21 protein-coding genes and 1 other annotated feature (1 of these 22 cut by a window edge) are annotated in these 23,559 nt (G+C 38.3%); of the genes, 8 read left to right on the top strand and 13 right to left on the bottom strand.

The features are described 5' to 3' along the window. The first annotated feature begins 6 nt into the window (after positions 1–6). From oppC to oppF, 3 genes are read left to right on the top strand one after another with little or no spacing between them, the layout of a single operon-like run. Positions 7–915 carry an oligopeptide ABC transporter permease OppC gene (gene oppC / locus P3L44_RS09600; RefSeq protein WP_004254117.1) on the top strand — a complete coding sequence of 303 codons (909 nt, stop codon included), beginning with the start codon at positions 7–9 and terminating at the stop codon, positions 913–915. A 10-nt stretch (positions 916–925) separates the two neighbouring features. Beyond that, positions 926–1,915 (top strand): ABC transporter ATP-binding protein, encoded by a 990-nt coding sequence (locus tag P3L44_RS09605; RefSeq protein ID WP_036957694.1) that lies wholly within the window; start codon positions 926–928, stop codon positions 1,913–1,915. Beyond that, the gene (gene oppF, locus P3L44_RS09610) at positions 1,912–2,913 is read left to right on the top strand and encodes a murein tripeptide/oligopeptide ABC transporter ATP binding protein OppF (protein WP_272661928.1); all 1,002 of its coding nucleotides are present in this window, start codon (positions 1,912–1,914) and stop codon (positions 2,911–2,913) included. Before P3L44_RS09605 ends, oppF begins: the two co-directional genes overlap by 4 nt. 90 nt (positions 2,914–3,003) lie before the next feature. Here the strand turns inward: oppF and P3L44_RS09615 are convergent, their stop codons facing one another. Continuing rightward, the gene (locus P3L44_RS09615) at positions 3,004–3,336 is read right to left on the bottom strand and encodes an HI1450 family dsDNA-mimic protein (RefSeq protein ID WP_004254123.1); all 333 of its coding nucleotides are present in this window, start codon (positions 3,334–3,336) and stop codon (positions 3,004–3,006) included. Between the two features lie 22 nt (positions 3,337–3,358). After that, on the bottom strand, positions 3,359–4,819 hold the full coding sequence (gene cls / locus P3L44_RS09620) for a cardiolipin synthase (RefSeq protein ID WP_094960524.1): 1,461 nt from the start codon (positions 4,817–4,819) through the stop codon (positions 3,359–3,361). Positions 4,820–5,106: 287 nt separating this feature from the next. Here cls and P3L44_RS09625 point away from each other — a divergent pair, with 287 nt between their 5' ends. Both P3L44_RS09625 and P3L44_RS09630 read left to right on the top strand, forming a co-directional pair. Continuing rightward, entirely contained in the window at positions 5,107–5,280 is a 174-nt protein-coding gene (locus P3L44_RS09625) for a YciY family protein (RefSeq protein ID WP_004254127.1), read from the top strand. Positions 5,281–5,407: 127 nt separating this feature from the next. Further along, positions 5,408–6,127, top strand: a complete 720-nt coding sequence (locus P3L44_RS09630) for a TonB family protein (RefSeq protein WP_272661929.1) — start codon at positions 5,408–5,410, stop codon at positions 6,125–6,127. Positions 6,128–6,209: 82 nt separating this feature from the next. Here P3L44_RS09630 and yciA read toward each other — a convergent pair whose 3' ends face one another. After that, on the bottom strand, positions 6,210–6,644 hold the full coding sequence (gene yciA, locus P3L44_RS09635; RefSeq protein WP_004254136.1) for an acyl-CoA thioester hydrolase YciA: 435 nt from the start codon (positions 6,642–6,644) through the stop codon (positions 6,210–6,212). A 290-nt stretch (positions 6,645–6,934) separates the two neighbouring features. Here yciA and P3L44_RS09640 point away from each other — a divergent pair, with 290 nt between their 5' ends. Continuing rightward, a complete protein-coding gene (locus P3L44_RS09640) occupies positions 6,935–7,132 on the top strand; it encodes a YqaE/Pmp3 family membrane protein (protein ID WP_004254139.1) in 198 nt (65 codons plus the stop codon). A gap of 60 nt (positions 7,133–7,192) precedes the next feature. Here the strand turns inward: P3L44_RS09640 and P3L44_RS09645 are convergent, their stop codons facing one another. After that, on the bottom strand, positions 7,193–7,750 hold the full coding sequence (locus P3L44_RS09645; protein WP_004254142.1) for a septation protein A: 558 nt from the start codon (positions 7,748–7,750) through the stop codon (positions 7,193–7,195). Between the two features lie 225 nt (positions 7,751–7,975). On the opposite strand from P3L44_RS09645, the gene P3L44_RS09650 reads away from it, so the two are divergent. Next, the gene (locus P3L44_RS09650) at positions 7,976–9,778 is read left to right on the top strand and encodes a SulP family inorganic anion transporter (RefSeq protein WP_140172210.1); all 1,803 of its coding nucleotides are present in this window, start codon (positions 7,976–7,978) and stop codon (positions 9,776–9,778) included. A 49-nt stretch (positions 9,779–9,827) separates the two neighbouring features. Here the strand turns inward: P3L44_RS09650 and P3L44_RS09655 are convergent, their stop codons facing one another. Continuing rightward, the gene (locus P3L44_RS09655) at positions 9,828–10,580 is read right to left on the bottom strand and encodes a YciC family protein (RefSeq protein ID WP_140172209.1); all 753 of its coding nucleotides are present in this window, start codon (positions 10,578–10,580) and stop codon (positions 9,828–9,830) included. A gap of 404 nt (positions 10,581–10,984) precedes the next feature. Here P3L44_RS09655 and ompW point away from each other — a divergent pair, with 404 nt between their 5' ends. After that, the gene (ompW, locus tag P3L44_RS09660; protein ID WP_094960528.1) at positions 10,985–11,635 is read left to right on the top strand and encodes an outer membrane protein OmpW; all 651 of its coding nucleotides are present in this window, start codon (positions 10,985–10,987) and stop codon (positions 11,633–11,635) included. Between the two features lie 331 nt (positions 11,636–11,966). Here ompW and P3L44_RS09665 read toward each other — a convergent pair whose 3' ends face one another. The 8 genes from P3L44_RS09665 to P3L44_RS09700 form a co-directional block, all read right to left on the bottom strand. Continuing rightward, positions 11,967–13,649, bottom strand: a complete 1,683-nt coding sequence (locus P3L44_RS09665) for a ShlB/FhaC/HecB family hemolysin secretion/activation protein (RefSeq protein WP_272661930.1) — start codon at positions 13,647–13,649, stop codon at positions 11,967–11,969. Between the two features lie 536 nt (positions 13,650–14,185). Beyond that, positions 14,186–16,339 carry a filamentous hemagglutinin N-terminal domain-containing protein gene (locus tag P3L44_RS09670; protein ID WP_272661931.1) on the bottom strand — a complete coding sequence of 718 codons (2,154 nt, stop codon included), beginning with the start codon at positions 16,337–16,339 and terminating at the stop codon, positions 14,186–14,188. 498 nt (positions 16,340–16,837) lie between these two features. Further along, a complete protein-coding gene (gene trpA, locus P3L44_RS09675; protein WP_140172206.1) occupies positions 16,838–17,644 on the bottom strand; it encodes a tryptophan synthase subunit alpha in 807 nt (268 codons plus the stop codon). Further along, entirely contained in the window at positions 17,644–18,834 is a 1,191-nt protein-coding gene (gene trpB / locus P3L44_RS09680) for a tryptophan synthase subunit beta (RefSeq protein ID WP_094960531.1), read from the bottom strand. The genes trpA and trpB overlap by 1 nt, the downstream gene beginning before the upstream one ends. Before the next feature lie 47 nt (positions 18,835–18,881). Then, on the bottom strand, positions 18,882–20,273 hold the full coding sequence (gene trpCF, locus P3L44_RS09685; protein WP_140172205.1) for a bifunctional indole-3-glycerol-phosphate synthase TrpC/phosphoribosylanthranilate isomerase TrpF: 1,392 nt from the start codon (positions 20,271–20,273) through the stop codon (positions 18,882–18,884). 1 nt (position 20,274) lies between these two features. Further along, positions 20,275–21,276 (bottom strand): anthranilate phosphoribosyltransferase, encoded by a 1,002-nt coding sequence (gene trpD, locus P3L44_RS09690; RefSeq protein ID WP_140172204.1) that lies wholly within the window; start codon positions 21,274–21,276, stop codon positions 20,275–20,277. 21 nt (positions 21,277–21,297) lie between these two features. Continuing rightward, complete coding sequence (locus P3L44_RS09695; RefSeq protein WP_272661932.1) at positions 21,298–21,909, bottom strand: glutamine amidotransferase-related protein; 612 nt, start codon at positions 21,907–21,909, stop codon at positions 21,298–21,300. Then, on the bottom strand, positions 21,909–23,483 hold the full coding sequence (locus tag P3L44_RS09700; protein ID WP_140172202.1) for an anthranilate synthase component 1: 1,575 nt from the start codon (positions 23,481–23,483) through the stop codon (positions 21,909–21,911). The genes P3L44_RS09695 and P3L44_RS09700 overlap by 1 nt, the downstream gene beginning before the upstream one ends. A 26-nt stretch (positions 23,484–23,509) precedes the next feature. Continuing rightward, positions 23,510–23,559, bottom strand: a sequence feature (Trp leader region); it runs 52 nt beyond the window's last position.

Consider the following 23,559-nt stretch of genomic DNA (forward strand, 5'->3'; position numbering starts at 1 on the left):
AACACGATGCTATCGAACCAAAAAAATAGTGAAGCTCTGGCAAACTTTTCAGAGCAGCTAGATATTGAAGGGCGCAGTTTATGGCAAGATGCAAGGCGCCGTTTTATGCACAACCGTGCGGCAATATTTAGCTTATGCGTATTGTTGTTAATTACTCTATTTGTGATTTTTGCTCCTATGATGTCGCCTTTTTTGTACGACGACACCGATTGGGAAATGATGTCAATGCCACCGGATATGGCAACCGGGCATTATTTTGGTACGGATGCTTCAGGCCGAGACCTATTAGTGCGTGTCGCGATAGGTGGGCGAATTTCCTTAATGGTGGGGGTTGCTGCTGCTTTAGTCGCAGTCGTGGTAGGCACTTTATACGGTTCATTAGCGGGTTATGTGGGTGGAAAAGTGGATTCCATCATGATGCGTATATTAGAAATTTTAAATTCCTTCCCATTTATGTTTTTTGTGATCCTCCTTGTCACGTTGTTTGGGACCAATATTTTACTGATATTTGTGGCGATAGGAATGGTGTCTTGGTTGGATATGGCGCGTATTGTTCGCGGACAAACACTCGGATTAAAGCGTAAGGAATTTATTGAGGCAGCGCTTGTTTGTGGTGTTAGTACGCGGCAGATTATTCTACGTCATATTGTACCTAACGTTTTAGGTGTCGTCGTGGTGTATGCCTCATTATTAGTTCCAAGTATGATTTTGTTTGAATCATTCTTAAGCTTTTTAGGTTTAGGCACACAAGAGCCGTTAAGTAGTTGGGGGGCGTTATTAAGTGATGGGGCGAACTCAATGGAAGTGACGCCGTGGTTGCTACTGATACCAGCCGGTTTCTTAGTCATTACGTTATTTTGTTTTAACTTCATCGGTGACGGGCTGCGTGATGCGCTCGACCCGAAAGATCGCTAGAGGGAATAATATGTTAAATAACTCAATGAAAAGCCCTCTGTTATCCGTGAAAGATCTCAGTGTGACATTTGCAACTCAAGATGGTGAGGTTACCGCCGTAAACAAATTGAACTTTGAATTAAGTGCGGGGGAAACGCTTGGCATAGTTGGTGAATCAGGCTCAGGAAAATCACAAACTGCTTTCGCACTCATGGGCTTACTCGCCAAAAATGGCAGAATTAATGGCTCTGCCATGTTTAATGGCCGTGAGATTTTGAATTTAAGAGAAAAAGAATTAAACCGTATGCGAGCGGAAGAGATTTCAATGATTTTTCAAGACCCAATGACATCATTGAACCCTTATTTGAAAATTGGTACACAGCTGTCGGAAGTTCTCATGTTACATAAAGGCATGAGTAAAAGAGAAGCTTTCGAAGAATCAGTTCGTATGTTAGATGCCGTTAAAATGCCTGAAGCACGTAAGCGTATGAATATGTATCCACATGAGTTTTCAGGAGGAATGAGACAACGCGTCATGATTGCAATGGCCCTGTTATGCCAACCAAAGCTGTTAATTGCTGACGAACCCACGACAGCACTTGATGTGACTGTACAAGCGCAAATCATGACGTTGCTCAATGAGTTAAAACAAGAGTTTGATACTGCAATCATTTTGATCACCCACGACCTTGGGGTCGTCGCAGGGGTATGTGATAAAGTCCTAGTGATGTATGCAGGACGCACGATGGAGTACGGTACTGCGAAGGATATCTTTTATCATCCATCTCATCCATATTCACTTGGCTTGTTAGCTGCTGTTCCGCGCCTCGATGGTGATGACGAAAGTTTAGCTACCATTCCCGGCAATCCGCCTAATTTATTACGTTTACCCAAAGGCTGCCCATTTTCACCTCGTTGCCAATATGCAGTTCAGCAATGTGTTGACCAAGAACCTGCATTAACCACATTTGGTCAAACGCGGTTACGTGCCTGCTTTAAGCCACTGGAGGAATTGGTATGAGTACCCATGAAAATAGACCAGTTTTACTCGAAGTGAATGACCTTAAAGTCCATTTTGAGATTCGAGATAAAAAAAAGTGGTTTTGGCAACCAAACAAAAGTCTTAAAGCGGTAGATGGCGTAACACTTCGTTTATATGAAGGTGAAACATTAGGTGTAGTCGGGGAATCAGGGTGCGGTAAATCCACTTTTGCTCGAGCACTTATTGGGTTAGTTAAAGCAACGGATGGTACGGTAAGTTGGTTGGGGCAGAATTTATTAGGTAAAACTGATAAAGAGTGGCGCAGTGTTCGCAGTGATATTCAAATGATTTTCCAAGATCCACTGGCTTCGCTTAATCCGCGAATGACCATCGGTGACATTATCGCTGAGCCATTAAAAACTTATCATCCTAAAATGCCACCATCACAAATCACAGAAAAAGTGAAAAAAATGATGATGCGGGTTGGCTTATTACCAAATTTGATTAACCGCTACCCCCATGAGTTTTCGGGAGGGCAATGCCAGCGTATTGGTATCGCAAGAGCATTGATTTTAGAACCTAAACTCGTGATTTGCGATGAGCCAGTTTCTGCATTAGACGTGTCAATTCAAGCACAAGTTGTTAATTTATTGCAAGAATTACAACGTGAAATGAAATTATCGCTAATCTTTATCGCGCACGATTTGGCGGTTGTTAAGCATATTTCTGACCGTGTCTTAGTGATGTACTTGGGGCATGCCGTAGAGCTTGGTACCTATGATGAGGTATACAATAATCCCTTACATCCTTATACACGCGCATTGATGTCAGCAGTGCCCGTTCCTGATCCCGATAAAGAAAAAAATAAGGTAATAGAACTTTTAGAGGGTGAATTGCCATCACCCATTAACCCACCTTCAGGTTGCGTATTTAGAACCCGTTGCCCATTAGCGGATGAAGAGTGTGCAAAAACAAGGCCATTATTAGAAGGGAGTTTCAAACATGCGGTGTCTTGTTTGAAAATTGACCCATTGTGATTGTTTTCTCGTGATGGGCGAAAGGGAATGGCGTTTAGGGGGTTTCTACTTTAATTAATCCAAAAGGGACGAAATGTCCCTTTTAATCAACTATTTCTTCCAAAAAATATGGTGAAACGGTTTAGAAGGGTGGCGGCTAATTAATACGCGAGCAAAAATATCGTCTAATTCGGCGTCAGGGCTTTGAGCTAATCCAATAACCACTTCACTTAATTGGTTTAAATTAAGCTCTTCAGTAATCATCTCTTGCCAATTAAGGGTAACAGGAACAATTTCTGCGGCACCTAACTCTTCAAACTGCAAAGCAAAAATTAATTGGTCAGCGGGCTCTAAATTATCCATTGCCCCTTCAAGAAAAAGGTCATAAGCCATTTCAATGATGTCATCTTCATCGATTAAAGGTGTATTTTGTATTTCAGTCATGACCTTTCCTAATTAACTTAATTTATAACAATGGGCTAAAGAAGTAGCAAATGCGTTCAACGACACGGTTCCAGAACGGACGTTGTTCCCATTCTTCAATTTCTAAACGAGTTGAACGCGCAATATAATCATACTGAACTAGCGTGAGATCGCTACCAAAACTTTTATCATCAATGACCACTGTTATTTCAAAATTGAGCCATAAACTGCGCATATCAAGATTTACTGAACCAACAAGGCTAAGCTCGCCATCAACCAAAACACTCTTCGTGTGTAATAAACCATCTTCAAATTGATAAATCTTAACACCAGCAGCTAATAATTCACTGTAAAATGAGCGGCTTGCCCAGCGAACAAGGAATGAGTCATTCTGCCTTGGCATAATAATACTGACGTCGACACCTCGCATTGCTGCTGTACAAATTGCATGCAAAAGGTCATCACTAGGCACAAAATAAGGGGTGGTCATGATCAGTTGTTTGCGCGCAGAGAACATCGCGGTCATCAGTGACTGTTGAATCAACTCATCAGGGAAGCCCGGTCCTGAGGCGATAATTTGTGTTGTATGCCCATTCGCTTGTTCAAAAGGCATAATATTACTGTCAGGCGGTGGTGGGAGTACGCGTTGGCCGGTTTCCATTTCCCAGTCAAAAGCATACACGATACCTAATGTGGTACTCACAGGGCCTTCCATACGTACTAAAATGTCAACCCATTCACCAACCCCTGAATCTTGTTTAAAATAACGAGGGTCAACCATATTCATACTGCCTGTATATGAAATATAGTTATCGATAACCACTATTTTACGATGTTGACGTAAATCCATTCGACGCAAGAAGAAACGCATCAAATTAACTTTTAATGATTCTACAAACTCAATACCTGCAGCACGCATTTTTTCGGGGTAATCGCTACGGAAAAAATGCCAACTTCCCGCGGAGTCCACCATAATCCGGCACTTAACACCGCGTTTAGCGGCATTAAGTAAGGCTTCGGTAACACCGTCGACTAAACCACCCGGTTGCCAAATATAGAAGACCATTTCAATCGAGTGCTGGGCATTGTTGATGTCGTTGACAATCGCTTTTAATGAGTCTTCACAGGTAGTTAAAAGTTGAATTCTATTGCCTTTAACACCAGCAATACCTTGGCGCTTTTCAACTAACTGAAATAATGGTTCAGCGACGGGGCTATTATCAGTGGCGAAGATATGTTTTGAAGTTCGTAAGTTTTCTAACCATGTCGCGACGGAAGGCCACATATCATGAGCTTTATCGACTCGACGTTTACCGAGGTGAAGTTCACCGAAGGCGACATAGGCAATAATCCCGACTAATGGCAGAATATAAATGATCAGGAGCCATGTCATGGCTGAGGTGACCGGCCTTCTTTTGACTAAAATGCGGACTGTAATTGCTGCAATAATTAGCCAATATAGGAAGAACAGAAGCCAACTCATAAGTGTATAGACGGTTGCCATAACGGGTCAGATGCCTCACTGATAAGAAAAAGGTTCAAAAAAAGATAGATTAGCTAAAAAAACTGTTAGTAAAATATCAACTTAATAGAATTTAGCAAAATTCTGCAGTAAAAGCTTCGTGAAATAGAGTAATTTGTTAGGAAAAATAGTTTCGTTAATTGATTTTATCATCATGAAATTAAAAGCAGTGCACCGAAATGACATAAAAAGTTCCTCTTGGTTCTTTTTTTCAAAGGAATATAATATTTTTTTCTAATAACTTTTAGACGATAAAAGGACACAATTAAATGAGACGTAGTAGGCATGAAGTAGGGCGTTGGCGTATGTTAAGACAATCCCTACGTCGCCGTAGACGCTGGCTAGAAGGGCATTCAAGGCGAAACATGCGCATCTATGCAATGCGTAAAATTGACATTTACCATCGTCGGCATTCCCTGCTTTTTACCCAATGGATTGAGTAAGGTTATTACAGCGTACACTCACATTTTTCACTTTGTATGACAAACCTTATTGAATATGATTGCTATTTGCATTTAAACTATCAGTCATATTCTTTTTTGGTAGACAGGTGTAGGGTAGAAATTGCATATGCGTTGGATGCGTTGGACTTTAATTATCGTCGTTTCATTATCTATTCATGCGGGTCTTGCAATGGCATGGATTTTTAATCAACCTAACTTGGTCAGAGACCCTGAACCATTGACGATTTCTATGATTGCTTTTGCCGCCCCTGAACCTGCTTCTGAGCCCGTTGAGCAGGTTGAAACACAGGTAGAGCCGGAACCAGAGCCCATTATAGAACCTGAACCCGAACCGGTAGTTGAACCTGTTATTGCATTACCCAAGAAGAAACCTGAGGTAAAGAAAAAGCCTAAGCCAAAACAGGAAGAAAAGAAAAAAATTAAAGAAGATGTTAAGCCAGTTGAAAAGCAATTGGCGATGAATAATCTTAAATCAGACGTTACTGCGCCGAAAACGAATAACAGTCCAATTAAAACTGCAAACAATACAGGGGCAAGTAATAGTCAATCGACTAAGAAAGGCGGCCCGAGGGCTCTGCATAAACAAGCTCCTTCCTATCCTGAACGCGCGCGTCGCTTAGGTAAAGAAGGATATGTGAAAGTTCGTTATGATATTGATGATGGTGGACGAGTGACAAATATTGAATTTGTCGAAGCCTCACCTAAAGGTTTATTCGAGCGGGATGTTAAACGTGCAATGAACCGTTGGACTTTTGAAAAGCAACCTGCAAAAGGCTACGTGACTGAAATTTATTTCAAATTAGATGGCACTGTTAGCCAAGTCTAATGGTTAACATTAGGTTGTATAAAAAAGCACCACAGCAATGATGGTGCTTTTTAGTTTTTATATAATGAGTGGAGCAAAAAACTTATGCTTCGTTAGTTTTTTGATCTGAACTCGCTAACTGAAAATGTTGTTTTTCTTTGGGTAATGAACGTGAGGTACTATCATCATTAACTGCGACATAAGTAAATACCGCATCAGTAGCACGGTAACGTTGCCCAACAGGCTCCGTTGCGACTTTTTTTACCCAAACTTCAATATTAATGGTAATTGAGCTTTTTCCTGTTTTTAAGCAACGTGCATAGCAGCAAACAACATCACCAACTGCAACGGGCTTTTGAAACTTAATGCCATTAACTGCCACAGTAACAACTCGTCCGAGCGCTATTTCTTTTGCTAAGATAGCCCCACCAATGTCCATTTGTGACATTAACCAGCCACCAAAAATATCACCATTCGCATTAGTATCTGCGGGCATGGCTAATGTACGTAAAACCAACTCACCGTTCGGCAATTGCATATCTGACTCTTATTAAAAGGGTTATTACTTTTGATTTTGCATTTATAACAAATTACATATGCAATAGTAAACCTGAACCATACAGTTATTGATTGATAATAGCTATTTGATTGAATTGCTGCAAAAATAAGACAAATATGGTACCGATTATTAATAAACAGCGTCTAATTCTTGGTAAAAAGATCAACTTTTGCAAAGAAAAAGCAAGAAGTGTTTTTTATATTTAGTCAGTTGATTGAATTGGCTATACTCAATAATATAAATTTTATTGATTAATTTAGAGGTATGAAATGAGATTGTTACTGGCAATATTATTACCTTGGTTGCAATTTTTTACGATAGGGCGCCCCTTTGCTGGGGTCATTTGCTTAATTCTACAGATCACGTTAATTGGCTGGCTACCCGCTGCCATATGGTCGGTATACGCATTATCGCAGTACAATACAGATAAAAAAATTGAAAAAGCATTTGGTGACAAGCGCTATTAATAAGAAAAAAAAACCTGCTAATCGATAGACAATTAGCAGGTTTTTAACTCTAATTTTTAATTATTCTTCGTGTTTTTCTGCAGGCTCTTTAACCATATTTTTAAAAATATAGACCACACTCAGTACTGTAAATATTAATGTTCCCGCTGTCAGACCAAAGACTTTGAAATTCACCCAAATATCTTGCGCCATCCAGAAAGCAACATAAATGTTTAGTAATGCGCAGAAAATAAAGAATATTGCCCATGCACTATTGAGTTTGTTCCAATAACTATCTGCTAATTTTATTTCTTGATTACTGCCTAACATGCGCTGAATTAGGGGCTTTTCAGTAAACCATTGGCTAAAGAGTAATGCGCCAGCAAACGCAGCATAGATGATAGTGACTTTCCATTTAATAAATGCATCACTGTGGAAAATAAGGGTTAACGCAGCAAAACTCATCACAATTGCACAGGTGATTTTTGCAACTTTCTCAACTTTTTTATAAATAAGGTAGGTAGCTAATAACGCTAAAGGAGTGGTAACCATTAGTGCGCCACTCGCATAGAAAATATCGTATCTTTTATAGACTATAAAAAAGATTACCAAAGGAATAAAATCAATAAGTTGTTTCATAACAGTGAATACAGCGCCTCAACGTAAAGATAATGGAGTAGTTTAACCGATTTTGGCTTTAATTGTTAAAAGTTTGCACCTTTTTACCAATAAACATGTTTTGTTACCAATCATATTTGCACTATTTTACGATTATTTGACTTACTTCTAGATAAACTTTATTAGTTCGGATATAAGTAATACATAAAATAATTTAACTTGCTAATTTATAGGTACTTTTCTCCCATGATAAAGGCAAAGCTATTTGTCTGGATGCCAGGTTTAAAAACGCTATTTAACTATCAACGTACAGACTTAGGCCCTGATGTTAAAGCGGGTTTGTCTGTCGCTGCAGTTGCTTTGCCAGTGGCTATTGCCTATGCCGAATTAATGGGGGTGAATGCCATTGTCGGATTATACTCATGTATTTTACCGATGTTTTTCTATGCGTTATTTGGTACGTCGAAACAATTGATTATCGGGCCTGATGCCGCAACATGTGCTGTAATTGCAGCCGCAGTCGCACCACTCGCAATGGGGGATGAAACCGTTCGTTGGCAATTGATTATTGTCATGAGTTTTATGACTGGGGTTTGGTGTTTGATTGCAGCAAGGTTTCGTTTAGGTACCTTTGCTGATTTTTTATCGAGGCCGATATTGCAAGGTTTACTAAATGGGGTAGCTCTTACGATTATAGTCAGCCAAATCAGTAAAATATTTGGTATTACGACTTTACCTTCAGGGTTTATTGAACGCTTAATAGCGTTTCCATTAGCGCTAATGGAAACACATATTCCGACATTATTAGTGGCTATTGCAACATTGGTAATCACCTTAGTGATTAAGCGAGTAAGGAGTAAGTGGCCGTCCCTATTAATTGCAATGGTTTTGGCTACAGCAGCCAGTATTCTATTTAATCTTGAGCAATATGGAATTAGCACGGTTGGGGATTTAGGTGAAGGACTTCCTTATATACCTATGCCTGATTTTCCGCCAGGGTTACTCAGAGATCTTGTCATTCCATCATTAAACTTAGCAGTGATTAGCTTTGTAAGCTTTATGATGACAGCGCGAAGTTTTGCAAGCAAAAATGGCTATACCGTGGATGCAGACCAAGAATTAAGAGCATTAGGAATGGCAAATATTGCTTCTGCTTTTGGTCAAGGTTTTGCAGTGAGTGCTGCGAGCAGCCGTACAGCAGTTAATGATATGATGGGAGGGAAAACACAGTTGGTTTCCCTCGTTGCCGCGGTGACCATCTTAGCTGTTTTACTTTTTTCTATGAATTTATTGGAATATATCCCTATGCCTGCTTTAGGGATGGTTTTAATTATTTCAACTTATTCCTTGCTCAGTTTACGCAGTATTTTATCAATGCGTAAACGCAATAGAGAAGCTTTTTTCTTATGTGTTTTTACTTTATGCGCAGTGTTGGTAGTTGGTTTGATTAGTGGTGTAGGCTTAGCCGTTTTATTAGGTTTATTACAGTTTATCCGAATTATATTTAGGCCAACAGATCAACTATTAGGCGTTGATGAGCATGGTATGTTGCACTCGATGACATCAGAAAATGATATTCAAGAAGTTGATGGTGTCCTAATTTATCGTTTCAATTCTCCGCTTACCTATTTTAATGTGAATTACTTTAAAGAGCGGCTAAATAAACATTTAGATAATCAACATAAAAGACCCGCTTGGGTGATTGTTGATGCTGCTGTCAGCTTTACGCATAATGATGTGAGCGTATTTTCCACATTGAATGATATTGTGACATCTTTGAAGGCGAAAGGGGTGACTTTGGTATTAGCTGGGCGTAGAACTTCTCTTAATCGTTGGTTAGAACAAAATAAAATCAACCGTTCAGATGATGATTTATTAGTGGTACCGGATATTTATTTTGCGATCCGTTTAATTCAAAGTAAGCAGCAAATTCAAATGAAATGTGTGGAAGAAAGAAAGACACAAGAGAGCGGGAAGGACCCAGGCTCATTAGAATATGATTGCGAAAATCGAATTAGACCAACGAATATTAACTCAGATAAAGTTTAAAAATAACGTAAATAAAAAGGTATCAAATGATACCTTTTTATCAGCGAGATCAATTTTTTGTGATTAGCATATATAAACGATAAAAGTAAATTAAAGCAAATGCGGCTACAACATTATTGAGTAAAAAGGAGATACCATTAATCGCAATATGATTCATATTAAGGTTACCCAATAGAACACTGATAAGCATTTGAACGGCCATCCAAATTAAAATCATCGGTAAAGCGACACGCCAATTTGCATAAGCCAATTTCCAGCTTTTTCCCATCGCACTAAATGGGTTGGTATTTTCTGTCATTAAAATTGCTGGCGCTAAGGAAAAACCAATGGCTAGCACGATACCAGGTAGAACCATAATTGTGATGCCTAATTGGATAAGCAGCGAGCAAACGACCAACAGAAGAAACATAGAAGGCGCTTTGTTCAGTGATGATGTTATCGCTTGAAGTCCTGTCATATCTTCGCCACGAGACATCCCTGAGATATAGGATAATGTGCCACAAATAAGGAACAAACTGCCAAGAGTGACGGAGAGAATCAATCCAAAAGAAACACGCAAAATACTACTTTTATCTTCTTCAGATAGATTTAGAATCCAGTCTTGTAACCCCGAATTACCAGATTCAATCATTTTACTTTGTGCTTGAGCAAGAACACCTATCATCTGTTCACTTGGGATCATCACCGCATAGATAACGAGGCTCACTACGGTGGCTAAAAGCACGATGGTGAAGAGGCCACTCAATTGATTTTTAAAGAAATTGATACTATCACTAATGAGTGAGTTGGCCGAAATGGACATGACACTGCTCCTATCTACAAACGGGATCAAAAATTTATGCCAATTGTAACCGAGTATCACGCCTAGAGGTAGAGAAAGATAATAAAATTCGGGAGGTTAAGACAAATATAATGGACATAATGATTGAATTTAATTAGCCAAAGAAATGAAACTATATAAGTTGTATTTTTAATATATGTTTAAGTTTCGAAATAAATATATATATTTCGAAATCAAATTTTTATTTTGTTAGTTATCTTCCAAAAATTGATTTAAATCAAAATTTAAAAAATAATAAATGAAATAATAAATCCATATTTATTGGTTTACCTCTAAATTAGTAAAAGATGTGATCTTGATTTGAACATCAATTTAAATAATAAGGTATATTTTCCTAAAATAAAAACACAGGAATGGGATTGATAATGAAAAAACTCACTGCGCTTGTATTAGCTGCTGCAACTTTAGCTCCAGCAGTTTCTATTGCTCATGAAGCTGGCGATTTTCTTTTTCGCGCGGGTACTGCAACAGTCAGACCTAATGTCGGAGGAGATGATGTTAAAATTAATGGATTAGGTAATTTAGGTACCTTTGATGCAAATAATAATACTCAATTAGGTTTAACGTTTGGGTATATGATCACTGATAATATCGGTGTGGAATTATTAGCAGCAACTCCGTTTGAACATAAAGTTGGTACAGGCCCTACAGGTAATATTGCAACGGTAAAACATTTACCACCAACATTAATGGCGCAGTATTATTTTGGTAGTAAAGAAGATAAATTACGCCCTTATTTAGGTGCCGGTGTTAACTATACTTTCTTCTTTGATGAGAAATTTAACTCTACCGGAAAAACTGCAGGCTTATCTGATCTAGATCTATCAAGCTCGTGGGGCTTCGCGGCACAAGCAGGTATGGATTACATGCTGACTGATAACTGGATGTTAAACGCTTCTCTTTGGTGGATGAATATTGAGAGTGATGTGAAATTTAAAGCGGGTGGTGAACAGTATAAAGTTAATACTCGTTTAGACCCATTTGTATTTATGTTCGGTGCGGGTTACCGTTTCTAAGAATTTGATAGGATGCAATACAGGTAATACCTGAATTCTGAAGGACTAGAGAGAAGTAGGAAATCCGAGAATATTCGTATTCTCGGATTTTTCAATTACCATTAAGCTTGAACATATATTTAACAAATGATTATCATAAAAAACAAATTATGATAATGATATTTATAATATATTAATTAGTGTTATAGAGTGATAATAAAGTAAAGGTACTTATTGATTATCTTTATTTAGGGTAATTAATAAAAGTATTGAGACTAATTACCTTGAAATAAAAAGCCGAATACAGGGGCGTATTCAGCTTTAAGATATTATTCAAATTTACAATATTAAATTACCAAAACCATTGCACATTTAACCCAGCATTGACGCTACTGGTTTCATATTCGTCCGGCTTATAAAGTGGGGCACCTAAGAATAAGTCATAACTAAATATATTAACATTACCTCTCATGCCTATAGCCATTCCTAATAATTGGTCATCAGAATAGAGACCTAACGGATAAACACCGCCGAATACACGTCCATAGTCAAGAGCATAGTATGGATAGATGGAGAAGCCAGGAATATAAAAGTTAAACTCATTGCGTAAATAAAAACCCTTATCACCTATTAGGGAAAATTCTTCGTCAAAACCACGAACCGTCCAACGGTTACCTAACGAAAATTGATCTTGAATGGTTAAGCGGTCTCGTGAGTATTGTATAAACAGTTGTGGATTATAACTCATAATAAAATTATCAAAGGCGAAGGGAAACATTCCTGAAATATCGGCAGTATAAACACGGCTCATTTTGCTGACATCACCATATTTCATATCCCAGCTTTCTTCGGCACCAAACCAAGGTACATTACGTTGATAATATATTGAAGCATCGATAGTTGAATTATTGATGTTTTGACGGTGGTTAACACCGAGCTTAAGGCTGGTAAGGTCACGTTGTTGGGAAAGTAGGGCGACATCCTCTAATTTATATTTTGATTTTCTTTTAATTAGTTGAATTGATGCAGTGTCTTTGAACGTTTGCCCACGCAAGAAAACATTACTCGCCGTAGCATTATAATATTTACTATCACCATAATACTTATAGCTAAATACGGAGTCATTAATAGTTTGTTTATAGTCGCTTTTGCTTGCATACAATGAAAAAAGCCAGTAGTTGTAAGGTACGGCATAATAAATTGCAGTATTACTGGTGCTGTAGCGGGCTTGGTTTTTTAAATTTTTTCCTGCTGAAACATATATTGTGTCATTTAAACTCGTTAAATTGTTAGCATACAAAGTCACTCCGACTTGATCTTTACCCGTTTGGCGGCTTCCTGAGTTATTGTAATATCCACCTACGTTAAAGTGAGATGATTTTTCTCTTTGTATGGAAATATCAGATGTGGAAAACTCTTTACCCGGTGCTAGCTCTATATTCACTTTAGCACCCGGTATCCGCTCAAGGTTCTCTAAGCCTTGTTCGATGTCACGAATATTCAGAATATCCCCTTCTTTAGCAGGCATAATCGCACCTAACGTAATATAAGTGTCGCTACCTTCTGCAAGTTTTACATTCGCAACTTTACCTGGAATAATCTGGAGCGTTAAAATACCCTCACTGATGTTTTGTTCTGGAATATTAACTCGTGTTGTGACATAGCCTGATTTAATTATTTTATCTTGTAAGCCCTTTGCTAAAGTTTCAACGCCATTAATACCAATGCATACACCAACAACTTGGTTTACATATGTTTCAAGAGGACGCATAGAAGGGAGTTTAGGTTCAGAGAGCAAAATGACTTGCTTCATTTGAAAGCAATCTTTTTCATCATCGAAAACTAAAATATTATTTGACCGCTCTCTTGTTTTACCTAAGACATCTTTAGTTTCTAGTTGAGTCTGTTGTTGGCGAGAGCGATCTTGGCTGGTTTGGTTATTGATTTGTTGGTCAATAATTTGTGCAGTATTACCTGATACGTATAATGGAAAAGATAATAAAGTTGCAGATAAAAAAATAAATCGAAAATTCATGGTTACCACATATATTCTTATGATTAAAATATAATTAGAAGAGGCTTGTAGAAAATAATTTCTATCTTATATGAGAATTATCTTATCTATGTATAGCATTGTTAGCATTTTAAGACGGTTTTCATATATCTCCTTATAATAAAATTGTCGTTATGAAAATATTTATTTTTAGCTGATTTGAAATTACTAAGATTATGCTTTAAATTTAAATTTATTAAAAATTAATTATATTAACTAACTAATGAAAAACAAAATGGGAGGTTAATGCTAATATTGATTTAGTTATGGTTTTATATTTTTAGATGCGATTGTTTTTTTAATGAAATCAAAAGGTAATATTTACTCCGTTATAGGGTGAATAGGGTTTTATACTTAGATGTATAAACACGAAAATGAAAGGGGAAATAAGATAAACATTAGTATGTTTTAACCATTAAATATTTAAATAAGAAATAATAACTATCGGGTTTTTTAGCTAAGTGAATATAAGGTAGGTATCATGAATCAGGAGACCAAAGGCCTCCTGAATCATCTAATTAGTAATAATTAGATGTGTTTAAAACGACAGTAGAGCCTAAGATGCGGCCATAAGGACCATTGTAAATTACAGGGCTTGTAATCTCAGTTTTTCCATATGAACTTAATACCCCATTGTTGTTTTCTACGCGGCTAAATGCGTTAATGGAGAGATCTTTACCAGCACGGATAAAGCCAGAATAGGTATTATTTAACCTATTCATATCCAAGTTAATGGTTTTAGACGCTAGGATTTTTCCGTAGCTATTTTCAAGGTTGTTTTTTAAGTTAATTTTAACATCGCCATCAGTTCCTGCATTTTGGAACGTATTAGCTGAGATAATTCCATATTTATTATTTAAATTAGTTCCTTTGATAGTTACAGAACCATTTTTGGCATAGATACCACCAGTATAGCCGGCAGCACCGAAGATATTTCCGCTATTATTGAATTGTGCGGAATTAGTGTTATCTATCTGACTCGAATTTATGACAACATTAGAGTCTGCAGTAATTAAGCCTTTATCATTTCCAACATAAGTTGCTTTGATATTAAGGTTGTTCCCTTTGATATACCCATTTTGATTATTTAAAGTAGTTACATTGTATTTAGATTTACCTGCATTTGAAATGAGTGAACCGTCATTGTAAAGGATATTTGCATTAATATTTAATGCCTTACCACTATCAATAACACCATAACGGTTATTTAATAAATTACTTGATAGCGTAATATTAGTTTGGCCGTTAGTTGATTTTATCAAAGCATTCTGGTTTTGTAGTGTTTCAGCATCAATATCGATTCTTCTTTTTGCGATAATTTGGCCATTACTATCATTAGTAATAATATAACGCCCTGTTAATGCAACGTCCTGTCCTGAAAGAACTGAATTATTGTTATGGAGTTTGGTAGTATCGATGGTTAATTTCCCACCGGCTCTGATACCACGCTCAGGCTCATTGATAGCGCCATGATAGATAGAATATGAATTATCTATAGAGTTTGTAGAAGTAATATCAATATTGCCTTGTTTAGTTTTAATTGAGCCGTTGTTGTTAGTTAAATGATTTGTATTAATTTCTATATCTTGCTGTGCATGAATAACCCCCCTCTGGTTGTTATTGATAGTACCAGCGGCGATTTTGATATTACCACCGTTAGATTTAATTAATCCCGCATTGTTGCTAATAACTGTATTGTGATTGTTGATACTTATATCACCTTGAGCAACGATGGATGAGTTGTTATATAAACCGTTAGATTTAATATCGATGGTTCCATTCGAATTCATTAGTGCATTTTGGTTATAAACTAGTCCCGTCGAATCTATTTTAATACCACCTGAACCTGCTGATAACATACCTAGGTTAGAGACACCAGCTCCACTCTCAGTAGAAACTAAAGTAATTTTATCTGCGTACATACCACCCATAGCGGCAACATCAATACCAACACGAGGTGTTGAATTTGAGCCTGGTAGTTTAGTGATGTTAGTTGCATCTGCATCAACAAAGTTATTACCAGTAATAACATTAATTTCTTTAGCTGTAATATTTCCACGAATAACTGCCGAACGAGCGATGATATCTGTTGGTGAGTCTGACTGTAGACGGTTGTTTATCGTGATTTGACCATTTGAAACGTTGTATCCAAGAACTTCACCTCCAGCGACAATTGGTTTACCCGTTGTGAGTGTCACACGATCGGTATTGATAAAACCACAGTTATTACATGTGATGCCAGATGCGTTAGCAACGATAACTTGTGCTTTATCACCAGCGACTTCAATCATACCACCTAAGGTGCTTGCTTTATTTGAATTAACTTCATTCAAAATGACTTTTGCGGGGCCATTACCATTATTTAAATTTAGGTTTCCATTGATTTGTCCGCCCAAACTGGTATTCGTATTTGTTGCGCTATTATTTAAAATAACCCCTTTTTGGTCAACATCAAATTGGCTATAAATGTTATGTGAGACACCTTTGTCACTTGCTCCTTTAATCTGCACAATAGTAGGGCCATTGCTTTGATTTATAACACCAGCACCATTGGTATTAATAACCGCACCGTGAGCAATAGATATTGAACCTAAAATAATAGATACATTTAAAAAGAGTGGTTTAATTTTCATCATAGGATGAGTAATTGAATGGTTGGAAGAATGTTTCATAAATATCCCTAAAATAGACTATAGATAAAATTAAAAATAGCTAATAAAAATTCCATTAAAGCATAAGAATTATGCATGATATTAATTTTCATTAAAATTTAATTGTACTTAAGTCGGTGCTGGGGAATGTAAGAAGAGTAAAATATCTATATTATAACATAAATGGTATATTATATATTTAACCTGAAAATAATCATTTAAATCAATTGGTAGCGATTACTCCGCTACGGATTTAATACGAAAAAACACCAGTGTAATAACACGTAGCTATTGATTTTGACATTAGCGTATTGTATTAATAAATATTATGATTGGTGGTTTTTTATGATGTAAGATTTTTTTATTCGAATAAGGTCGAGTATATTTTGGCGTATTTTTATTGTCGAAATGAAAATAATACTAAAATAGTCAAAGTAGAGTATTTTAAAATTAATTATCTTATTTTAGTAATCAAGTCATTAAATATGAATATGACTTGATTACTCTTTATTCGTCCATCTACCTTTGTGTTGCGGCTTTCATATTTTCAACAAACTCCGTTAATGATTTAAGCATAACATCAGGTCGATTGAGGTTATTTTCGATAATTTTAACTACTGCGGAACCTGAAATCGCACCAGCAGCACCATTTTTAATGGCTTCTCTGACTTGTTCCGGTTCTGATATTCCAAAACCTTGCAAGGCAGGAGCTGCTTTATATTGGTTTAATTGACTTATTAAATGAGTCAAAGGCATTTCTGCTCTTTTTTCAGTACCTGTCACGCCTGCACGAGATAATAAATAAGTATAACCTTGGCTATATTTCCCGATCTGTTGCAGTAGCTCATCATTAGCATTTGGTGGGCAAATAAAAATGGGTGCAATATTGTGAGCTAGCGCCGCTTCGCGAAATGTTTTTGATTCAGACATAGGGACATCTGCAACTAATACAGAATCAACACCTGCTTTTTCGCAGCGAATATAAAAATTTTCAATACCATTCGTAAAAACTAAATTTGCATAGACTAATAAGCCAATAGGAATAGTAGGGTGTTTTTCTCGAATACGACGGAGTAGTTCGAAACAAATTGTTGGGGTAATTTCACTTTTAAATGCACGCAAATTTGCATTTTGGATAGTTGGGCCATCTGCCAGTGGATCAGAAAATGGAATACCAATCTCTAATGCATCAGCACCACCAGCAATCAAAGCATCGACAATTTTTAATGATAACTCAGCATCTGGGTCACCTAAAGTGACGAATGGAACAAATGCGCCTTGATTCTTCTGAGCTAAATGTTCAAAAAGTTGGGTGTAGCGTTCCATTAGATTTCTCCTTTGCTGGCTAAAATATCATGTACCGTAAAAATATCTTTATCACCACGGCCAGACAAATTGACGATTAATAACTGTTCTTTATTAGGTTCTTGCTCTGCCATTTTTAATGCATAAGCGAGTGCATGAGATGATTCTAATGCAGGAATAATTCCTTCCTTACGTGATAATAATTTAAAAGCATTTAAAGCTTCATCATCGGTAATGGAAACATATTCAGCACGACCAATACTGTTTAAATGGGCATGCTGAGGGCCGACAGAAGGGAAATCTAATCCTGCAGAGATAGAATAGGATTCTTCAATTTGACCTTCATTGGTTTGCATCATTGGCGATTTCATACCGAAATAAATCCCGACACGGCCATGTTTTAACGGGGCACCATGTTGGCCGGATTCAATACCTAATCCAGCAGGTTCCACACCGATTAGTTTCACATCTTCTTCTGGAATAAAAGAGGCAAATAAGCCGATTGCATTTGAACCACCACCAATACAGGCAACGACAGCATCAGGTAAACGGCCTTCTTTTTCGAGAATTTGTTGTTTTGCTTCATCACCAATCATACGTTGGAATTCACGTACAATTGTTGGGTAAGGGTGTGGCCCCGCCGCGGTTCCTAATAAATAATGAGCTTTATCATAGCTGCCAGACCAGTCCCTTAATGCTTCATTACAGGCATCTTTCAATGTGGCTGAACCGCTGTAAACTGGAATAACTTCAGCGCCCATTAATTTCATTCGAAATACATTGGGAGACTGGCGTTCTACATCTTTGGCACCCATATAAATACGGCATTTCATGTTCAGTAATGCACAAGCCAGTGCTGTCGCAACGCCGTGCTGCCCAGCGCCTGTTTCTGCAATTATTTCAGTTTTCCCCATTCGCTTAGCAAGTAGTGCTTGGCCTAATACTTGGTTAGTCTTATGGGCACCGCCGTGCAGTAAATCTTCCCGCTTTAAATATAATTTTGTTTTCGTACCTGCGGTTAGATTTTTACATAACGTTAGCGCAGTAGGGCGACCTGCATAGTTTTTTAGTAAGTCGTGAAACTCACGAATAAATTCATCATCATTCTGTGCGTCGATAAACGCGTCTTCTAATTGGTTTAATGCAGGAATAAGAATTTCTGGGACATATTGCCCACCAAACTCGCCAAAATACGGATCTAATTTGCTCATTATTTATTGTCCATTTTATCAGTTACATTAATTGGTGTTGGAGTCTTTCATTTCGTTGTGTATTGATGAGCCGTTGATTTGGCTAACAACGTTGACAATACCAAATTTATTTTTTGTTGACTTTTTATACCAGGTTCAATTTCAACCCCTGAATTAAAGTCTAATCCGTTGCACAATAACTTAGCTGCGTCTAGGCAGTTATCAGGGGTAAGCCCTCCCGCTATCATTAATTTCTGTGTTGTGGATGAGGGGATTGCTGACCAATCGAAGGTTTTGCCAGTACCACCAGAGCCATTATCCAGCAATAACACATCAATACCTTGTGTATCGTAGTCATTTAGAGTTGTTCGTGACATATCAAGCGCCTTCCAAACTTCACAGTAGTTTGGTAAAAATGTTTTTAACGTATTGATATAAGAAGTATCTTCTTCACCATGTAATTGTACCGCAGATAATGCAAGTTGCTTGGCGATATGAGCAACAAAATCCGCGGACTGATTGCGGAAAACACCGACATATTTTAAAGGCGCTGCATGGATGATATTCTGCGCTTGTGACAATGTCACTTTTCTAGGGGAGGTATCAGCAAAAATTAATCCACCATAGTGTGCTCCCGCTTCAAATGCGGCTTTTGCATCTTGCTCGCGGGTTAAACCACAGACTTTATGTTCTCCTACTAACAAGTTTCGAATGGCTTTATCTAGGTCAGCTTGCTCCATTAAGGCGCTACCGATTAAAAAACCATTAGCAAATTGTTTCAGCGACTGAATATGTTGGTGTTGGTGAATACCTGACTCACTGATCACAATGGTGCCTTCAGTTAATTGAGGGGCGAGTTCACGAGTTCGGTTTAAATCAATAGAAAGGTCACGTAAATCACGGTTATTGATACCAACAACCTTGGCTTGTAACCGAATTGCTCTCTCTAATTCTTCTTCATTACTGACTTCCGTTAATATTCCCATATTAAGTTGATGAGCGACCTCTGCTAACGCTTTATATTCATCATCATTTAAGACAGATAACATGAGTAAAATGGCATCCGCTTGGTAGTAACGTGCAAGGTAGATTTGGTATGGGTCAATGATGAAATCTTTGCATAACACGGGTTGTTTTACGGTATTACTGACAATCGTTAAGTAATCCATATTCCCTTGAAAATATTTTTCATCAGTAAGAACGGAAATCGCGGATGCGTAGGGCGCATAAGTTTTAGCTATCACAGCGGGATCGAAGTCAGCACGAATCAACCCCTTTGAAGGCGATGCTTTTTTGCACTCTAAAATAAATACAGGGCGTTTTGCGCTTAGTGCGTTATAGAAACTACGCTGGCTAGGTTGAATACCAGCAATAAAGCTTTCTAATGGCTGCTTGGCTTTACGTTCGATTAAATAATCAACTTTATCATCAACAATTTTTTGTAAGACTGTCGCTTTCATTTTATTGGTTCCTTGCCGCGAGTGCTGTGACGCGGTCAAATGCTTTACCGCTACGAATAATTGCGAGTGCGTGTTCGCTGTTTTGTTTTAAGTCTTCATGGCCATTAATACGCATCAACATGGCGACATTGGCTGCTACAGCAGCTTCGTGAGCAGCTTGCCCATGGCCTTGAAGCAAGTTACTAAGTAACACGCGGTTTTCATCTGGTGTTCCGCCTTCTAAGTCACGTAATTGATACGGTTCTAACCCAAAATCATCTGCAGTTAATTGGTAATGTTGTACTTTGCCATCTTTTAATTCAGCGACTTGAGTCACTGCATGTAATGAAACCTCATCCATCCCTCCACTGTGTACCACAGCTGCACGGGTGAAACCAAGCATCTGTAATGTTTCAGACACCGGTTTTACTAATGATTCTTGGTAAACTCCGATAAGGGCAATTGGCGGACGAGCCGGATTGATTAATGGCCCCAATACATTAAATAACGTTCGGGTTTTCAATTGAGTGCGTACAGGGGCCGCATGGCGGAACCCACTATGGTATTGCGGTGCAAATAAAAAACAAACACCAAGCTCATCTAATGCGTCACGAGCGCTTTGCGCACTGAGATCAAGAGCGATACCAAAGGCAGCCAGTAAATCTGAAGAACCTGAACGGCTCGAAACACTACGATTACCATGCTTGGCTATTTTAATACCACATTCAGCAGCAACAAAGGCACTTGCTGTTGAAATATTAATACTATTTGCACCATCTCCCCCTGTACCAACAATATCACTGAATAGGTAGTTAGGGCGGGGAAAGGGTTGTGCATTTTCTAAACAAGCTAGAGCGGCACCCGCAATTTCTTGTGGTTGTTCGCCACGCATTTTCATACTGATTAACACAGCGGCTAACTGAGGTTCTGTTAATTCACCTTGAATAATGGCATTAAACAAGTACTGGCTTTCTTGTTGAGTTAGCGGCTGCGCTTTAAATAATTTATCATAAATATTTTGCATAATTGGCTCTTTAGTATTCCGTTAGTGCGAATGAGTGGATTCGATTGCATTGGGAGTAGAAAGAGCCCATGCCACGGTGTTTTCTAACAACTGTTTACCTTGAGTTGTTAAAATGGACTCTGGGTGAAATTGGAATCCACAAACTCTATCGCTATCATTACGTACAGCCATGACCATGCCATTTGAATGGGCACAAATGGTTAAGCTTTCCGGAATTTGACTACCCACAAGAGAGTGGTAACGCGCCACTGATATTGGGTTTTCAAGATGATTAAACATAGCTAAACCATCATGTGTGGCAATCGAAGATTTACCATGCAAAATTTCACCTGCGGCTGAAACCGTTCCGCCATAAGCTTCAACGATGGCTTGGTGACCTAAGCAAATACCAATAACAGGAATTTTGCCTTTTACTCGCATTAATACTTCTGGCATTGAACCTGCTTCACTCGGTTTACCAGGGCCGGGTGATAAGACTAGTATCGGTGAAATCATTTGATTTAATACAGATAAAATATGTTCTACATTGACTGTATTGCGATAAATAACCACGTTATGGCCACCTGCGCGCAGTTGGTCTACTAGGTTATAAGTAAAGGAGTCAACGTTATCGAGCAGTAAAATGTTCGCCATTAGAATAACTCCTTAACTTGATGTGCTTGGGCAATTGCACGGATCACTGCACGTGCCTTATTACGGGTTTCATCGGCTTCAGCTTGAGGTACGGAATCTAGAACGACACCACCTCCCGCTTGTACAGTGGCAATGCCATTTTCTACGTAGGCGGAGCGAATAACGATGCAAGTATCAAAATCACCATTTCCTTGAAAATATCCTACAGCCCCCCCGTATGATCCTCGGCGCTCTTGTTCATATTGCGCAATCAGCTGCATTGCTTTTACTTTTGGTGCACCCGTTAACGTTCCCATATTCATACAGGCTTGATATGCATGAAAAACATCTAAATCTTGGCGTAATGTTCCCACGACATGAGAAACCAAATGCATCACGAAAGAATAGCGGTCAACCTTAGTTAGGTTAGCAACGTAACGGCTACCCGCTTCACAAATACGCGCTAAATCGTTACGTGCTAAGTCAACGAGCATGATGTGTTCAGCAAGCTCTTTCTCATCAGAACGCATGGAAAGCTCAATTCGGCTATCTAAATCAAGGTCTAATTCACCTTGGGCATTTCGTCCACGAGGGCGAGTCCCGGCGATTGGATAAATTTCCACTTTGCGATTTGCTGTCGCATATTTGAGTGCGCTTTCGGGGGAAGCCCCAAAGAGTGTAAATGCGTCATCTTGCATGTAGAACATGTAAGGACTTGGGTTTTGTACTTTGAGTTTTTGGTACGCAATTAAGGGATGTGAGCACGGCATCGTAAATTTACGAGAAGGCACAACCTGAAAAATATCCCCGCGGTATATGGCTTCTTTTAGTGAGGTGACAATTTCCCCATATTCTGGGTCATTTTTGTTTACCGAGACGGCAAATTCAGGCGCAGTTGCTAAAGGAAGTGCTGGCAAGAATGGACGGCACGAAGCGATAATTTGTGCGTGACGCTGCGTAACTGTTTCGACATCTTGCTCATTTTGCGTAAATAGGCAACTTTTTAGGCGTGCAGCCTGATTTTGATGGTCGATCACTAAATAATGCTCAGCAACAAAAAAACAGTAATCAGGGCAGTGATTAACGGTATTTACCTTGGGTAAATCTTCAAAGCTCGCGACTAAATCATAAGCAAACAACCCACCAACAAACAGATTTTCAGGTTTTGTGGAATAGGCTTGTGCAAGAGCGGGTAGTGCACGTAAAACGTCTAAGCTAGATGCAGCCTTCAGGCGGCTATCTTCGTCTAAATCTTGTGCAGGCTGGCTGAACGTTACCGTCAAACTATTTTCTTGCATGCTATGATGCATGATTAAATCTGTTAATTGAGTTAACAGTTTAGGTAATAAGGCCTGGCCATTTGGCGTCAACGCTTCTATTTCAACTTGCTGGCCAAAAGCACGAATACGTAGCGCGCTGTTGACAATCAACAAGCTTTGTAAGTTGGCTTTATTATTAATTTCAGCGGATTCCAACAGCATTGTTGATGGAACTTGATGACACAAATGATTAAATAATAATGTTGGGTCAGGCTGATAATTAATTGGGCTATCCAGATACTTAAAATGTGCTAATGTGGTGTTTTGTTCGTTCATTATGTTGCCTTACGCTAATTTTTGACATAAAAAAACCCGCCTAGGAAGGGCGGGTTTGGCACTGAAACATACAATA

Source organism: Providencia sp. PROV175 (genome assembly GCF_032707045.1).
GTDB lineage: Bacteria > Pseudomonadota > Gammaproteobacteria > Enterobacterales > Enterobacteriaceae > Providencia > Providencia hangzhouensis.

What these genes read in the sequence shown, in the direction of transcription:
- P3L44_RS09645 (WP_004254142.1), bottom strand. Translation starts at nt 7,750, where the DNA reads ATGAAACAACTTATTGATTTTATTCCTTTGGTAATCTTTTTTATAGTC.
- P3L44_RS09655 (WP_140172209.1), bottom strand. Translation starts at nt 10,580, where the DNA reads ATGTCCATTTCGGCCAACTCACTCATTAGTGATAGTATCAATTTCTTT.
- P3L44_RS09670 (WP_272661931.1), bottom strand. Translation starts at nt 16,339, where the DNA reads ATGAAACATTCTTCCAACCATTCAATTACTCATCCTATGATGAAAATT.
- trpA (WP_140172206.1), bottom strand. Translation starts at nt 17,644, where the DNA reads ATGGAACGCTACACCCAACTTTTTGAACATTTAGCTCAGAAGAATCAA.
- P3L44_RS09665 (WP_272661930.1), bottom strand. Translation starts at nt 13,649, where the DNA reads ATGAATTTTCGATTTATTTTTTTATCTGCAACTTTATTATCTTTTCCA.
- ompW (WP_094960528.1), top strand. Translation starts at nt 10,985, where the DNA reads ATGAAAAAACTCACTGCGCTTGTATTAGCTGCTGCAACTTTAGCTCCA.
- P3L44_RS09700 (WP_140172202.1), bottom strand. Translation starts at nt 23,483, where the DNA reads ATGAACGAACAAAACACCACATTAGCACATTTTAAGTATCTGGATAGC.
- P3L44_RS09630 (WP_272661929.1), top strand. Translation starts at nt 5,408, where the DNA reads ATGCGTTGGATGCGTTGGACTTTAATTATCGTCGTTTCATTATCTATT.
- P3L44_RS09640 (WP_004254139.1), top strand. Translation starts at nt 6,935, where the DNA reads ATGAGATTGTTACTGGCAATATTATTACCTTGGTTGCAATTTTTTACG.
- P3L44_RS09695 (WP_272661932.1), bottom strand. Translation starts at nt 21,909, where the DNA reads ATGGCGAACATTTTACTGCTCGATAACGTTGACTCCTTTACTTATAAC.
- cls (WP_094960524.1), bottom strand. Translation starts at nt 4,819, where the DNA reads ATGGCAACCGTCTATACACTTATGAGTTGGCTTCTGTTCTTCCTATAT.
- oppF (WP_272661928.1), top strand. Translation starts at nt 1,912, where the DNA reads ATGAGTACCCATGAAAATAGACCAGTTTTACTCGAAGTGAATGACCTT.
- oppC (WP_004254117.1), top strand. Translation starts at nt 7, where the DNA reads ATGCTATCGAACCAAAAAAATAGTGAAGCTCTGGCAAACTTTTCAGAG.
- P3L44_RS09605 (WP_036957694.1), top strand. Translation starts at nt 926, where the DNA reads ATGTTAAATAACTCAATGAAAAGCCCTCTGTTATCCGTGAAAGATCTC.
- trpB (WP_094960531.1), bottom strand. Translation starts at nt 18,834, where the DNA reads ATGAGCAAATTAGATCCGTATTTTGGCGAGTTTGGTGGGCAATATGTC.
- trpD (WP_140172204.1), bottom strand. Translation starts at nt 21,276, where the DNA reads ATGCAAAATATTTATGATAAATTATTTAAAGCGCAGCCGCTAACTCAA.
- P3L44_RS09615 (WP_004254123.1), bottom strand. Translation starts at nt 3,336, where the DNA reads ATGACTGAAATACAAAATACACCTTTAATCGATGAAGATGACATCATT.
- P3L44_RS09625 (WP_004254127.1), top strand. Translation starts at nt 5,107, where the DNA reads ATGAGACGTAGTAGGCATGAAGTAGGGCGTTGGCGTATGTTAAGACAA.
- P3L44_RS09650 (WP_140172210.1), top strand. Translation starts at nt 7,976, where the DNA reads ATGATAAAGGCAAAGCTATTTGTCTGGATGCCAGGTTTAAAAACGCTA.
- trpCF (WP_140172205.1), bottom strand. Translation starts at nt 20,273, where the DNA reads ATGAAAGCGACAGTCTTACAAAAAATTGTTGATGATAAAGTTGATTAT.
- yciA (WP_004254136.1), bottom strand. Translation starts at nt 6,644, where the DNA reads ATGCAATTGCCGAACGGTGAGTTGGTTTTACGTACATTAGCCATGCCC.